Below are 14,267 nucleotides of genomic sequence, written 5' to 3'. Positions count from 1 at the left end.
AACGGTAGTGAAGACGCCGTTAAATTCCACGAGAAAGTCGCTGCTGACGCATCGACCCTGAGCGATGCCGGCACGGTGTCGGACAGAACCGTCCGCGACAGCTCATGACGTTCCCGACGCGAACGGTGCGCAGTGCGCCGCCCCCCCTTGAAACGCAGAAGGCGCGAACCGCCGAAGCCGTCGCGCCTTCTGGTGCGCCTCGGGGCGTCCTGCCCCGAAGCGTCAGTTGGACAGGTGTTCGATCGCCGCCACGCTGCCCAGGCGGTCGCCCAGGCGCTTGAGCAGGGCCAGGCGATTGGCCCGCAGCGCGGGGTCCTCGGCATTGACCATCACCGCATCGAAGAACGCGTCCACCTGCGGGCGCAGGCGCGCCAACCGGTTCAACACGCTCACGTAGTCCTTCTGGTGCAGGCTGGCGTTGCTGTCATCGATCGCCGCTTCCACCGCTTCGGCCAGTTCGCTCTCGGCCGGTTCGGCCAGCAGCGCCGGGTCGATCATGCCGGGGATGTCGCCTTCGGCCTTGCGCAGGATGTTGCGGATGCGCTTGTTGGCCGCGGCCAGCGCGTCGGCTTCCGGCAGCGCGGCGAAGATGCCGATGGCATCGATGCGGCGGTCGAAATCGTACAGCGAGGCCGGCTTCAACTCGGCGACCGCGTTGAAGTGCGTGGCCGGCACGCCCTTGTCGGCGTAGTAGCCGCGCAGGCGGTCGATGATGAAGTCGAACAGCTCCTGCGGCAGCGCCTCGGTCTTGCGTTCGGCACTGGGCTGCACGCCCGCCGGCAGGCCGGCGATGGCGGTGGCGACCAGCGCGCGCAGGTCCAGGTCGAACCCGCTCTCGATCACCGTGCGGGCCAGGCCCAGCGCATTGCGGCGCAGCGCGAACGGATCCTTGTTGCCGGTCGGCTTCAGGCCTGCGGCAAAGCCACCGGCCAGCGTGTCCAGGCGCTCGGCGATCGCCAGCACCTTGCCCAGCGGCGACAGCGCGATGTCATCGCCACCGAAGCGCGGCTGGTACGCCTCGTCGATGGCCAACGCCACCTCCGGCGACTCGCCGCCGACCACGGCGTAATGCCGGCCGGCGATGCCCTGCAGTTCCGGGAACTCGTTGACCATGCGCGACTGCAGGTCGTTCTTGGCCAGCACCGCGGCGCGCCGGGCCAGCACCGGGTCCACGCCCACCTGCGGCGCGATGGCCTCGGCCAGTGCGGCCACGCGGGCCACCTTGTCGGCCACCGAGCCCAGCTTGGCCTGGTAGGTGACAGTCTTCAGGCCGTCGCCCATGGATTCCAGGCCCTGCTTCAGATCTTCGTCGAAGAAGAACTTGGCATCGGAGAACCGCGGACGGATCACGCGTTCGTAGCCCTTGGCCACTTCGGCGACGTCCTTGGACTCGATGTTGGCGATGCCGATGAACTTCTCGGTCAGCTTGCCGCCGGCATCGAGCACCGGGAAGAACTTCTGGTTGATCTCCATCGTCTCGATCAGCGCTTCCTGCGGCACCGCCAGGAACTCGCGCTCGAAACTGCACAGCACCGGCGCCGGCCATTCGACCAGGTTGACCACCTGCTCCAGGTTGTCCGGGGTGATGCGCGCCTGGCCGCCCGCCTCGGCGGCCGCAGCGTTGACCTGCTCGACGATGCGCGCGCGGCGCGCGTCGGCATCGACCAGCACACAGGCGGCCTGCAGCGAGGCGACGTAGTCCTCCGGCGCGCTCAGCCACACGGTCTTGTCATGCATGAAGCGATGGCCGCGGCTCATGCGGTCGGCCTTCAGGCCCAGCACCTCGGCCTCGATGATGTCCGGGCCGTGCAGCAGCACCAGCCAATGCACCGGGCGTGCGAAGCCGTAGGTGTGGCTGCCCCAGCGCATCGGCTTGGGAATCGGCATCGCGGCGATCGCCTCGCGCAGGATCTCCGGCAGCAGGGTCGCGGTGCGCGCGCCCGGCGTGGTGGAGCGGTGCACGAAACGCTCGCCCTTGGCATCGGTGGTGCGCTCCAGCGCGCTCCAGTCGATCCCGGCCTTGGCGGCGAAGCCCTGCAGCGCCTTGGTCGGCTGACCCTCGGCATCCAGCGCGATGTTCAGGTACGGGCCGAGCACTTCGGAATGCTGTTCCGGCTGCTCAACGGCCACGCCGGGCAGCAGCACGGCCAGGCGGCGCGGGGTCGAGAGCGGCTTGGCATCGCCACGTTCGATGGCCACGCCACGCTTGCTCAGGCCGTCGACGATGCCATCGAAGAAGGCCTGGGCCAGGCCCGGCAGCGCCTTGACCGGCAGTTCTTCGGTACCCAGTTCAATCAGCAGCGGCTGCATCGTGCTCATGCCTGCACCTCCTTGGCGGCGACGGCTTCGAGGCGCTTGGCCTCGTACAGCCTGGCCACGGCCTGGGCCAGCGCGCGCACGCGCAGGATGTAGCGCTGGCGCTCGGTCACGCTTATCGCGCGGCGGGCATCCAGCAGGTTGAACGCATGGCTGGCCTTGCAGACCTGCTCGTAGGCCGGCAGCGGCAGCCCGACATCGACCAGCTTCTGTGCTTCCTTTTCGCAGGCATCGAAGCGGTGGAACATCTCGTCCACGTCGGCGTATTCGAAGTTGTAGGTGCTCTGCTCGATCTCGTTCTGCAGGTACACATCGCCATAGGTGACCGGCGTGCCGTCCGGACCGTAGGTCCAGATCAGGTCATAGACGTTGTCGCAGTTCTGCAGGTACATGCACAGGCGCTCCAGACCGTAGGTGATCTCGCCGAGCACCGGCTTGCACTCCAGGCCGCCGGCCTGCTGGAAGTAGGTGAACTGGGTGACTTCCATGCCGTTGAGCCAGACTTCCCAGCCCAGGCCCCAGGCGCCCAGGGTCGGCGATTCCCAGTTGTCTTCGACGAAGCGCAGGTCGTGCACCAGCGGATCGATGCCCAGCGCCTTGAGCGAATCCAGGTACAGCTGCTGGATGTTGTCCGGGCTGGGCTTCATCGCCACCTGGTACTGGTAATAGCGCTGCAGGCGGTTGGGATTCTCGCCATAACGGCCGTCGGTCGGGCGACGCGAGGGCTGCACGTACGCGGCATTCCAGCTTTCCGGACCGATCGAGCGCAGGAACGTGGCCGGGTGGAAGGTGCCGGCACCGACCTCCAGGTCCAGCGGCTGGATCAGCACGCAGCCCTGCTGCGCCCAATACTGGTTGAGGGTCTGGATCAGGCCCTGGAAAGTGATCGGAACGTTCGGAGTGGCGGACATGCGGCGGATTCTTGCCTGCAGAAGGGGTGCGCTAGTATAGCGACCGACCGCACGGGCCTTCCGTGCCTGGGGAAATGGAGGATGGAACCACGCCTGCCAGCGGCTTTTGCCAGCGTCCCTGAGGGGGTCCTGCCCCTGCCACACGGCCGCCTCGATTTCGACCAGGTCGCCGCGGCGCTGGTCGCCGATGGCCTGGTCGCCGCCGCGGACCTGGAGCGCATCCGTTTCTCCGCCCAGGGCGCGCGCAACGCCAGTGAGGTCCATCCGCTGGTGCTGCTGGCCAACCTGAAGCTGGGCGCCAGCGCCGGCGGCGAACTCGGCCTGGAGCGCCTCAGCGAGTGGCTGGCCCAGCGCGCGGGCGTGCGCTACCTGCGGGTGGACCCGACCCGGGTCGACGTCTCGGCGGTCACCGCCCTGGTCTCCCACGCCTACGCGCGCCGCCACCGTTTCCTGCCGCTGGCCGTGGACAGCGAGCGCGTGCTGGTCGCCACCAGCGAGCCGCTGGCCCAGGAATGGCTGCGCGACCTGCAGCACCTGAGCCGCCGCCGGATCGAGCTGGCGATGGTCAACCCGCTCGACCTGCACCGCTACACCATGGAGTTCTACGGGGTGACCCGTTCGGTGCGCGGCGCCCGCGGTGATGTGCGCAGCGAAACCAGCAGCACCCTGCCCAGCTTCGAGCAGCTGGTCGAGCTGGGCCGCGCCGGCGACGTCAATGCCGACGACCAGCACATCGTGCACATCGTGGACTGGCTGCTGCAGTACGCCTACGAGCAGCGCGCCTCGGACATCCACCTTGAACCGCGCCGCGACATGGGGCGCATGCGCTTCCGCATCGACGGGGTGCTGCACAAGGTGTTCGAGGTGCCGCCGGCAGTGATGACCGCCGTGGTCAGCCGGATCAAGGTGCTGGGCCGGATGGATCTGGCCGAGCGCCGGCGCCCGCAGGATGGCCGCATCAAGACCCGTTCACCGGGCGGGCGCGAAGTGGAAATGCGCCTGTCGACCATGCCCACCGCGTTCGGCGAGAAGTGCGTGATGCGCATCTTCGACCCGGATGCGGCGTTCAAGAGCATCGACCAGCTGGGTTTCAGCCCGCAGGAGGCAGCCGGTTGGACCGCCCTGGTCGAGCGCCCGCACGGCATCGTGCTGGTCACCGGCCCGACCGGATCGGGCAAGACCACGACCCTGTATTCCACGCTCAAGCGGCTGGCCACGCCGGACGTGAATGTCTGCACCGTGGAAGACCCGATCGAAATGATCGCGCCGGAATTCAACCAGATGCAGGTGCAGACCAACATCGACCTGGATTTCGCCAGCGGCGTGCGCACCCTGCTGCGGCAGGACCCGGACATCATCATGATCGGCGAGATCCGCGACCTGGAGACCGCGCAGATGGCGGTCCAGGCCTCGCTGACCGGCCACCTGGTGCTGTCCACCCTGCATACCAACGATGCCCCCTCGGCGATCACCCGCCTGCTCGATCTGGGCGTGCCGCATTACCTGCTCGCCTCCACCCTCAACGGGGTGCTGGCCCAGCGCCTGGTGCGCACCCTGTGCACCACCTGCAAGGTGCCCACCGTGCTCTCGGCCGAGCAATGGGCGGTGCTGACTGATGCCGATGCGGCATTACCTGAGGCGCCCACGCCATATGCACCGGTCGGCTGCATCGACTGCCGGCGCACCGGTTTCCTTGGCCGCGTCGGCCTGTATGAGTTGCTGCCATTGGGTTCCAGCCTGCGCCGGCACATCCGCGCGGACATGGATCTGGCCGCCTTCAACCGTGCCGCACGTGCTGAAGGGGTACGAACCCTGCGCCGCGCGGGGCTTGAAAAGGTAGCGGCAGGGCTGACTACAATCGAGGAAGTCCTCTCGGTCCTGCCTCCCCCGGATGAATTCCGCCCCGTTCCTCATTCTTGAAACCGGCCAACCCGTCGCCTCGCTGCGCCGCTACGGGCGGTTTTCGCACTGGATCCGGGTCGCGGCCGGGCTGGATGCCGATGAGACGGTGGTGGTCGATGTGGAGCACGGCGGTACCCTGCCCAGCCACCGCGATTTCGCCGGGGTGATCGTCAGCGGCTCGGCCGCCTACGTCACCGACCGCGCTGAATGGAGCGAGCGCAGCGCGCAGTGGCTGCGCGATGCCGCCCACGACGACCGCCCGGTGTTCGGCATCTGCTACGGCCACCAGCTGCTGGCCCACGCGCTGGGCGGCGAAGTCGCCTACAACCCGGCCGGACGCGAGTCCGGCACGATCGAACTGGCGCTCGACCCGTCGGCCGTCGACGATCCGCTGTTCGGCGGCCTGCCGGCGCGATTCCCGGCGCATGCCACCCACCTGCAGACGGTGCTGCGCGCCCCCGAGGGCGCGGCGATCCTGGCGCGCTCGGCACAGGACAACTGCCACGCGTTCCGCTGGGGCGCGCATGCCTGGGGCGTCCAGTTCCATCCCGAGTTCGCCACCCACCACATGCGCGGCTATGTCCGCGCCCGCGCCGAGTGCATCCGCCAGCACGGCGGCTGCGCGCGCAGCGTCGCCCGCGAGGTCAGCGCCGCGCCGCTGGCCCGCCAGCTGCTGCGCCGTTTCGTCCGCCAGGCGCGCAACGCCTGACACCTGCGCCGGTACCGCCTCCGGGCGCAACGCAGCGTCCGCGCCGCGCATGCCGGCCTTCAGGTCACGCGTCGGGAAAACAGGGATAATCGACCGCACTCGGGCGTTCGCGCCTTCTCCCCTGTCCCGGAATGTTATGAGCGAGATTCGCAAGCTGCCGGCCTCCGCCGGCGCGGAATGGCTGGTGTCGGGTTTCACCCTGCTGCGCAAGGCGCCGCTGGCGCTGGGCCTGCTCGGCGTGATCTGGGCCGTGGCCGCGTTGCTGGTGATGTCGCTGGCGATGGTCAGCCCGGCGCTGAGCTCGCTGGCACAGCTGTTGATGGCGCTGGCCGGCCCGCTGTTCTTCGGCGGCCTGGTCTGGGCCGTGCGCGAAGTCGACCAGGGTCGCGTCGCGCAGCCTGCGCACCTGCTGCAGGGCCTGCAGGAAGGCCGCGCGTTGAACCTGCTCGCCTCGCTGCTGCCGCAGCTGGTGGCCGGCCTGTTCCTGGGCGTGTTGTTGCTGGTGCTGATCGGCAGCAGCGGCCTGCAGCACCTGAGCGAGGTGATGGTGCAGCTCAACGCGATCAGCCAGTCCGGCGCGCAGCCGGACCCGGCCCAGATCGAAGAGTTGATGGCCAGCCTGCCGGCGATGCGCATCCTGCTGTGGCTGGCGCTGGTGGTGGTGACCTTCCTGGCGATGGCGCTGGCATTGTTCACCCTGCCGCCGCAGGTGATGTTCGAACACCGCAACGGACTGCAGGCGATGCGCCTGAGCCTGCGCGCCTGCCTGCACAACGTGCTGGCGATGGTGGTGTTCTTCCTGCTCGCCTTCGTGGCCGTGTTCGCGATCTACTTCGGCGTGATGCTGGTGGCCCTGATCGCGCAGTTGATCGGCGGCACGATGATCGCCCTGTTCGTTGCGCAGGTGCTGCTGATGGGCGTGGTGATGCCGGTCTTCGCCGGTGCCATCTACACGGCATGGAAGCAGATGTTCGGCCAGCAGGGGCCGCAGACCCCGCCGCCGATGCCGGGCCCGAACAACGTGTTCGCGGCCTGATCAAAACGAAACCCCGGCCAAGGCCGGGGTTTCTGTTTGTGCGTCACTCCGGCTGTTCTTTCCCGCCCGCGCGTGGCACCAGCCAGCGCGCGGCATGGATGCCCAGCTCGTAGAGCAGACACATCGGAATGGCCAGCATCAGCTGCGAGACCACGTCCGGCGGCGTCAGCACCGCGGCCAGCACGAAGATGCCGACGATCGCGTAGCCACGACCTTCCTTGAACTGCTGCGGCGTGATCCAGCCCAGCAGCACCAGGATCACCATCGCCACCGGCAGTTCGAAGCTGGTACCGAAGGCGAAGAAGATCGCCAGCACGAAATCCAGGTACGCCGTCGCGTCCGGGGTGATCGCAATCACTTCCGGGCGGAACGTGGTGAGGAAGTGGAATACCGCCGGCAACACCAGGAAGTACGCGAACGCGCAGCCCAGGTAGAACAGCAGCACCGACGAGGCCAGCAAGGGCACCGCCAGGCGTTTCTCGCGGGCATACAGGCCCGGCGCCACGAACGACCACAGCTGGAACAACAGCCACGGCACGGCGATGAACACCGCCACGAAGAAGGTCAGCTTCAACGGCGCGAAAAAGGCGCCGGCCGGATTGGTCGCGATCATCGTCTGCCCGTTCGGCAGCTGCGAGATCAGCGGTTCGGCGATCATCGTGTAGATCTGCCGCGAGAACGGCATCAGCCCCAGCAGCACCACGCCCAGCCCGATCAACGCACGCACCAGGCGCGCACGCAGTTCGATCAGGTGTTCGACCAGCGAACTCTCGCTGCTTTCATGCTCGCTCATCGCGGTGTCTCCTCGCTCGGCGGCGCAGGCGTGCGCGGCGCGGTGTCCGCCAAGGCCGGTGAGGCCGCGGGCTGCTCCGCACGTGGCGCGCTGCCATCGATCCCGGGCGGCGACATCGCATCGCGCGGCGGTTCGGCCTCGTCGGTCGCCACCACGTGCTGGGCCACGTTGGCCGGGGAGCCCGGTGCGGGACCGGTCATCACCGGTTCGGCGTCGGCCCCTGCGGCAACGTCATCGCCCTGCCGGGCCACGTCCTGGCGCATCTGTTCGGCTTCGCGGCGGACCGCTTCGCCACTGGCGCGCAGCTGCGACCCGGTATCACGCACCGAGGTCTTCACATCGTCGAACTGCCGCTTGATCTCTTCGGCATGCAGCTCGCGTTCGAGCTCCTGCTTCACCGAATCCCACTGGTTGCGCGCACGGCGCACCCACAACCCGGCGAAGCGGGCGGCCTTGGGCAGCCGCTCGGGGCCGAGCACGACCAGGGCCACCACCGCGATGACCAGCAGTTCACTGAAACCGATATCGAACACGCCAAGCCGCCCGGATCAGCGCGGGTCGCGATCGTGCTCGGTCTGCGACGTCGTCGTCGAGTCCTGCGGACGCGAACTGTCGCTGAGCTGCGCGTTCGGCTTGTCCTCGTCGCGCATGCCCTTCTTGAATTCCTTGACGGCGCTGCCAAGGTCCTTGGCGCCGCTGGTCAGTTTCTTGGTGCCGAACACCAGCAGAACGATGACCAGCACGACCAACCAATGCCAGATGCTGAAACTGCCCATGACTCGCTCGTTACGTAGTGATCAGACGGTTGAGCATAGCGCACCGGCGGTAAGCCGGCGCGCGTGACAAAAGTCAGTTGCCGTCCAGCGATTCGGTACGGACTTCACCGTCGCCGACCGGCTGGAAGCCCTGCTGCGGGGCCGGTTGCGCCGGCACGGACTGCAGCGGGGCCGTCGTCGCGCCAGCGGCGGCCGGGGCCGGCGCCTGTTCAGGTCGGACCGGCACGGCAGCGGCGCGCGGCGCCGGGGCCGGTGCAGGCGCGCTGCCGGCGGTGCCGCGCTTCTCGCGGGCGATGTAGGTGGCTTCTTCCAGGCGATCGCGGAAGGCGACCACGTCCACCGACGGCGGCTCGCCGACCCGGCCTTCGAACACCATGCGCGGGGTGGTGTTGCTGCCGTAGGCATCCAGATTGGCGGCATCGTCGATCTGCAGCACGGCGCCATCCAGCGCCACACCGGCGAACAGGCCGCGGGCGCGCGACCAGGACCAGATTTCGGCCTTCAGCTGGCCATCGGTGGCGGCGGCGGCGTTGCGGCCGACCGGGCCTGCGGCGACGCCGGCATCGGCGCCCAGGGTGAATTTGCCGTTGACGAGATTGTCCAGGCTGCGGTCATTGCGGAACACCAGCACCACGTCGGAGGACTGCACGCCGGCCTGGAAGCCGATGCTGCCACCGGTGAGCTTGACGAACACCGGGTTGGACCAGCTGCCGTCCGGCGTCTTGACCGACATCAGGCCGTGGCCGCGACGGCCACCGATCACCAGGCCGGCCTTGATCGTGTCGGGAATGACGATGACCGCGCGGCCCTCGTCGAGCAGCTTGTCCGGAATCCCCTGCTCGGGGATGTCCTGGATTTCATTCAGGACGCGCACGGCATTGCGGGCGCGCTGGTCCTCCTGTGGCCCGGCCATCGCCTGGGTGGACAGCAGGCTGGCGGAGATCAGCAGTACAAGGCTGAGGGGGCGCATGGGTGGGCTCCAGAAAGTCGATTGATACAAGATAGCGGCAGGTACGACCGGGGTCGATACGCTTCTGGACGTTAGAAGGCCCGCGATGAATCGGCAATGAGTATTGCGGGCTATCGATATGCCTCCTGGATCGCGTTCATCATCCAAATCCATCCCGCCAATCGCTTAGACCTGCGAGAATGACACCATGCTCGACGCACCCGACACCGCCGTGCTGGCGGTCAATCTAGGCACGCCCGAGACGCCAACCGCCCCGGCGGTGCGTCGCTACCTGGCTGAGTTCCTCAGCGATCCGCGCGTGGTCGCGATTCCGCCGCTGTTCTGGAAACCCTTGCTGTACGGGCTGATCCTGCCGCTGCGCAGTGGTCGCTCGGCCGCCAAGTACGCCCAGGTCTGGCTGCCGGACGGCTCCCCGCTGATGGTCTACACCCGTCGCCTGGCCGAGGCCATGCAGGGCCTGATGCCCGATCTGCGGGTACGCCACGCGATGCGCTATGGCAGCCCGGCGCTGCCGGCCGAGCTGGATCGTCTGGCCGCCGAGGGCATGAAGCGGATCGTGGTGCTGCCGCTGTATCCGCAGTATTCGACCACCACCACCGCCTCGATCGAGGACCAGGTGCGCGAATGGCAGCCCAAGCACCCCGGGGTCACCGTGACCCTCGTGCGCGATTACGCGGTCGATCCGGACTGGGTCGCCGCCGTCGCCGGCAGCATCCGCCAGTGGTGGGATCAGCATGGCCGTGGCGAGACGCTGGTGTTTTCCTTCCACGGCATTCCACAGCGTCTGGCCGACGCCGGCGATCCCTATCCGCAGCGCTGCGAAGCCAGTGCGCGGGCGATCGCGCAGGCGCTGGAGCTGAGCGACGATGCCTGGCAGCTGACCTACCAGTCGCGGTTCGGCCGCGAGAAATGGCTGCAGCCCTACGCCGAACCCACGCTGTGGGCGATGGCCGAACGCGGCGTACGCAGCATGGACGTGGTCTGCCCCGGCTTCGCCACCGACTGTCTGGAAACCCTGGAAGAAGTGGCGATGGGCTTCACTGAAACGGTCGCCGAGCGCGGCGCGACGATGCGCTACATCCCCTGCCTCAACGACGCGCAGGCACATGCACTGGCGCTGTCGCGGCTGAGCATCGCGGCGCTGGCATGACCCTGACGTCCTTCTCGCTGCCGGTTGCCGGCACCACGGTGGCCGGCCTTCGCTCCCCGGGCACGGGTGGCCAGCGTGTGCTCGCCCTGCATGGCTGGCTCGACAACGCCGCCAGCTTCGTCCCGCTGGCCGCGCAGCTGCCCGGGCTGGAGCTGGTCGCGATCGACCTGCCCGGGCACGGCCACAGCGCGCATCTGCCGCCCGGTACGCAATACAACACGCCCGGTGCGATCTGCCATGTCCTCGACGTCGCCGATGCGCTGGGCTGGGACCGCTTCGTGCTGCTCGGCCATTCGATGGGGGCCGGGATCGCCAGCCTTACCGCGACCGCCGCACCGGAACGCGTGGAACGCCTGATCGCGATCGAAGCGCTGGGCGGCCTGCGCGGGCCCGAGAATGAAACCGCGCAGCGCCTGCGCGAGCATGTGCGTGCCGCGCGGGCGCTGCCCACCCGCAAGTTGCGCGTGTTTCCCGACCTTTCCGCGCCGATCCGCGCGCGCATGATGACCAACCAGCTCAGCGAACCGTGCGCGCGGCTGCTGGTGGAGCGTGGCGTCAAACCCATCGACGGCGGGTACAGCTGGTGCAGCGATCAGCGCCTGATGCTGCCCACCGCGATGCGCCTGAGCGAAGCCCAGATCGATGACCTGCTCGCGGCGATCGAATGCCCGACGCAGGTGATCTACGCCACCCCGGCGCAGACCTATTACCCCGAGCCGTTGCGCCGCGAGCGCATCTCGCTGCTGCGCAACGGTCGCCTGGCGGTGTTCCCGGGTACGCACCATCTGCACATGGGGCATCCGCAGGTGGTGGCCGAGGTGATCCGGGGCTTCCTGGCCGGGTAGTCCCGGCGCAGTGCGACACACGGTCGCACTCAACTTATCCCGGCAGCGACCGATACCGATGATGCAGGCCGATCTTCCTCGGCCGCACTGTCGTCGCTTGCTCCGCCGTTGCGAAGCCGCGCATCACCCAGGCTTCCAGGGAACGTCGTCGCAATGCCGGATTGGCCGTGCCATCGCTCACAGGACCGGGCCATGCCGGCGGTGATCGCCACCGCCGACGCGGCGTCCGCCGCTGCCCGTTCCCCGCGCGCCCATCCGTTTCTTCCCGCTGCCGCACCCACCGCTTCGCCGGTGACGGATGCGGCATCCGCCTGCGTGCGTACGCGCCGCGGGCTCTCTGCTTTCTACTGATCCTGGAGCCGCCATGTCCGCCCTTCCTGCTGCCACCTCCCGTCCCCCCGACCAACTAAGCGCGCGATCGCCCCGGGCCTCCGTGGACACCGCGTATCTGCTCGCGACGGGCGTGCTGCTTGCCGCTGCCGTGACCACGGCGATCTGGCAGCGGCAGCCGTGGGCACTGCCTTTTGTCGCGGTCGCAGCGGTGTTGCTGGGCCTGGTGGCGCTGCGCTCCCGGCGGCAGGGCGAGGCGCTGCGGCAGGCCGGGCAGCGATCGATCTCCGTGGCTGCGGAAGCGGCGCGCGACCACGCCCGCGCCAGCATCGGACATGCCCATGACGCCCAGGTAAGACAGGCACTGGATGTCTCGCGCACGGCGATGATGATCGCCGACAACGACCACGTGATCCGCTACGTCAACCAGGCCGTGGTGAGCCTGCTGCGCAACCAGCAGGCCAGCCTGCGCGAGGCCTTCCCCGACTTCGACGCCGAGCGCCTGGTCGGCAGCAGCATCCACCGCTTCCATGTGGATCCGGACCGCATCCGCGGCATCCTCAACACCTTGATGGTCACCCACCACGGTCGCGTGCGGATCGGACCGGTGCACTTCGCCCAGGTGGTGACACCGGTGTTCGATGCGCAGGGCCAGCGCCAGGGCTTCGCGGTGGAGTGGCATGACCGCACCCACGAACTGCTGCTGGAGACTGCCGTGGCGGACATCGTCGAGGCTGCCAGCAAGGGCGATCTTGATCGTCGGCTGCAGGCCACCGAGGGCGGCGCCAGCTTCCTCAATGGCCTGACCGGCGGGATCAACCAGCTGTTGGACAGCGTGGGCGGCACGGTCGGCGAGATCCGCCGCGTGCTGTCGGCCCTGGCCGATGGCGATCTGGACCAGCGCATGCACGGCGACTTCCATGGCTCGTTCCAGGCCATGCAGCGCGATGCCAACGCCACCGCCGAGCAGCTGACCGCGATGGTGGAACGCATCAAGCAGTGCACCGGCTCCATCTCGCTGGCCGCCCACGAAATCACCAGCGGCAACGATGACCTCTCCGAGCGCACCGAGCGCCAGGCCGCGCATCTGGAAGAGACCGCCGCCTCGATGGAGGAGCTGACATCGACCGTGCGCCAGAACGCCGAGCACGCACGCCAGGCCAGCGCGCTGGCGCACGGCGCACATGATGTCGCCACGCGCGGCAGCCAGGTGGTCAGTCAGGTGGTGACCACCATGGATGCGATCCAGACCGCGTCGCAACGGATCGGCGATATCACCCGGGTGATCGACGGCATCGCCTTCCAGACCAACATCCTGGCACTCAACGCCGCCGTCGAAGCGGCCCGTGCCGGCGAGCAGGGCCGCGGCTTTGCGGTGGTCGCCAGCGAAGTGCGCATTCTCGCCCAGCGATCGGCCGACGCAGCCAAGGAGATCAAAGGATTGATCGATGCCTCCGTGGTGCAGGTCGCCGAAGGCGCGCGCCTGGTCCAGGACGCGGGGCAGACCATGGGCGAGATCGTCAGCAGCGTGGCCAGCGTCAGCGGCATCATGGCCGAGATCTCCTCGGCCTCGCAGGAGCAGGCGGCGGGCATCGACCAGGTCAACCAGACCGTGGCACAGATGGACGATGCGACCCAGCAGAATGCCGCCCTCGTCGAAGAAGCCAGTGCAGCCGCACGCCTGCTCGAAGCCCAGGCCGCCGACCTGACCCAGGCGGTGGCGGTGTTCCGTCATCAGGAACAGGCCTACCGCGCAGCCGCGTAAGCCTCATCTGCGTCAACGCCCAGCAGCGCGCTGCGGCGCGCGCCCTGCAGCCAGGCGGCGACATGCTCGACCGCCTGGCTGACACGCGATGGTTGTGTCGGCCTCTGGGGCCGACGCAGCCGACGCGCTGGACAGAGAGCGTTGCGACGGCGATACCGAGACCGCATCGGTCGGAGCTGACACCCCTCATTTCCCGGCGTACAGCATCTATGTCGCCGCAGCCAGCTGCACGTCTGTGCCGTCTGGCGCCCCGAACCAAGCACGCTTCCGAACGCCGGGCCAATCCGCGCCACGCGTTGACTGATCCTGCCCAGACCATCCCGCCCGGGAGGCACACCTTGGAGGGAGCGGTGTCGCCAGTGCCCTGTCGTCAGGATCCGTTCCCCGCGCAGCGCAGTGAGCACGGGCACCAGCATGAGCATGCGCATGCGCATGCGCATCACATCAGGATCAGCCTCCAAGCTGCCGCGACAGCCAGCTCCATCCTTGGTAGGGCATGCCTGTCGGTGACGTCCACTGGATGCCCGATTCGAAAGCGCCGATCGGCGGGGAAAAGGCGGTGTACTCGACTTTCGTCCCCGCCTGGAAGGATCGCGGAGTCGCTGAATCGCGGACAAAAAGAAAACCCCGCTGCATGAGCAGCGGGGTTTTCGGGGTAAAAACCCTGGCGATGACCTACTCTCGCATGGCTTAGGCCACACTACCATCGGCGCAGCTGCGTTTCACTTCCGAGTTCGGGATGGGATCGGGTGGTTCCACAGCGC

12 protein-coding genes and 1 rRNA gene are annotated in these 14,267 nt (G+C 68.2%); 6 read left to right on the top strand and 7 right to left on the bottom strand.

The window, feature by feature from the left end; all coding sequences use genetic code 11:
- Positions 1 to 222: 222 nt before the first annotated feature.
- Positions 223 to 2,319 carry a glycine--tRNA ligase subunit beta gene (gene glyS / locus ABE473_RS03585; RefSeq protein WP_346488532.1) on the bottom strand — a complete coding sequence of 699 codons (2,097 nt, stop codon included), beginning with the start codon at positions 2,317 to 2,319 and terminating at the stop codon, positions 223 to 225.
- Complete coding sequence (gene glyQ / locus ABE473_RS03580) at positions 2,316 to 3,227, bottom strand: glycine--tRNA ligase subunit alpha (protein WP_176987777.1); 912 nt, start codon at positions 3,225 to 3,227, stop codon at positions 2,316 to 2,318. The genes glyS and glyQ overlap by 4 nt, the downstream gene beginning before the upstream one ends.
- 81 nt (positions 3,228 to 3,308) lie before the next feature.
- Here glyQ and ABE473_RS03575 point away from each other — a divergent pair, with 81 nt between their 5' ends.
- The 3 genes from ABE473_RS03575 (at position 3,309) to ABE473_RS03565 (ending at position 6,874) form a co-directional block, all read left to right on the top strand.
- Positions 3,309 to 5,147, top strand: coding sequence for an ATPase, T2SS/T4P/T4SS family (locus tag ABE473_RS03575; RefSeq protein WP_346488531.1), 1,839 nt, complete (start codon positions 3,309 to 3,311; stop codon positions 5,145 to 5,147).
- Positions 5,119 to 5,838, top strand: coding sequence for a glutamine amidotransferase (locus ABE473_RS03570; protein ID WP_179459670.1), 720 nt, complete (start codon positions 5,119 to 5,121; stop codon positions 5,836 to 5,838). The genes ABE473_RS03575 and ABE473_RS03570 overlap by 29 nt, the downstream gene beginning before the upstream one ends.
- 136 nt (positions 5,839 to 5,974) lie before the next feature.
- Positions 5,975 to 6,874 carry a BPSS1780 family membrane protein gene (locus tag ABE473_RS03565; protein WP_346488530.1) on the top strand — a complete coding sequence of 300 codons (900 nt, stop codon included), beginning with the start codon at positions 5,975 to 5,977 and terminating at the stop codon, positions 6,872 to 6,874.
- A 43-nt stretch (positions 6,875 to 6,917) separates the two neighbouring features.
- Here the strand turns inward: ABE473_RS03565 and tatC are convergent, their stop codons facing one another.
- The 4 genes from tatC to ABE473_RS03545 all read right to left on the bottom strand — a co-directional run bounded on the left by tatC (position 6,918) and on the right by ABE473_RS03545 (position 9,413).
- A complete protein-coding gene (gene tatC, locus ABE473_RS03560) occupies positions 6,918 to 7,667 on the bottom strand; it encodes a twin-arginine translocase subunit TatC (RefSeq protein WP_176987773.1) in 750 nt (249 codons plus the stop codon).
- Positions 7,664 to 8,200, bottom strand: coding sequence for a Sec-independent protein translocase protein TatB (gene tatB / locus ABE473_RS03555; protein ID WP_346488529.1), 537 nt, complete (start codon positions 8,198 to 8,200; stop codon positions 7,664 to 7,666). The genes tatC and tatB overlap by 4 nt, the downstream gene beginning before the upstream one ends.
- A gap of 15 nt (positions 8,201 to 8,215) precedes the next feature.
- Positions 8,216 to 8,443, bottom strand: coding sequence for a Sec-independent protein translocase subunit TatA (gene tatA / locus ABE473_RS03550; RefSeq protein ID WP_019185586.1), 228 nt, complete (start codon positions 8,441 to 8,443; stop codon positions 8,216 to 8,218).
- A 73-nt stretch (positions 8,444 to 8,516) separates the two neighbouring features.
- A complete protein-coding gene (locus ABE473_RS03545) occupies positions 8,517 to 9,413 on the bottom strand; it encodes a YSC84-related protein (protein ID WP_346488528.1) in 897 nt (298 codons plus the stop codon).
- A gap of 187 nt (positions 9,414 to 9,600) precedes the next feature.
- On the opposite strand from ABE473_RS03545, the gene hemH reads away from it, so the two are divergent.
- The 3 genes from hemH (at position 9,601) to ABE473_RS03530 (ending at position 13,503) form a co-directional block, all read left to right on the top strand.
- Entirely contained in the window at positions 9,601 to 10,563 is a 963-nt protein-coding gene (hemH, locus tag ABE473_RS03540) for a ferrochelatase (RefSeq protein WP_346488527.1), read from the top strand.
- Positions 10,560 to 11,408 carry an alpha/beta hydrolase gene (locus ABE473_RS03535; protein WP_346488526.1) on the top strand — a complete coding sequence of 283 codons (849 nt, stop codon included), beginning with the start codon at positions 10,560 to 10,562 and terminating at the stop codon, positions 11,406 to 11,408. Before hemH ends, ABE473_RS03535 begins: the two co-directional genes overlap by 4 nt.
- Positions 11,409 to 11,772: 364 nt before the next feature.
- Positions 11,773 to 13,503 carry a methyl-accepting chemotaxis protein gene (locus tag ABE473_RS03530; RefSeq protein WP_346488525.1) on the top strand — a complete coding sequence of 577 codons (1,731 nt, stop codon included), beginning with the start codon at positions 11,773 to 11,775 and terminating at the stop codon, positions 13,501 to 13,503.
- Positions 13,504 to 14,165: 662 nt separating this feature from the next.
- On the opposite strand, the gene rrf is transcribed toward ABE473_RS03530, so the two are convergent.
- Positions 14,166 to 14,267, bottom strand: a 5S ribosomal RNA gene (gene rrf / locus ABE473_RS03525); the annotation flags it as partial.

This window comes from Stenotrophomonas sp. TWI700, assembly GCF_039673645.1.
GTDB lineage: Bacteria > Pseudomonadota > Gammaproteobacteria > Xanthomonadales > Xanthomonadaceae > Stenotrophomonas > Stenotrophomonas maltophilia_AA.
The sequence above is the reverse complement of the archived record's forward strand: the minus strand, read 5'-3'. Positions and strand labels throughout refer to the sequence as shown.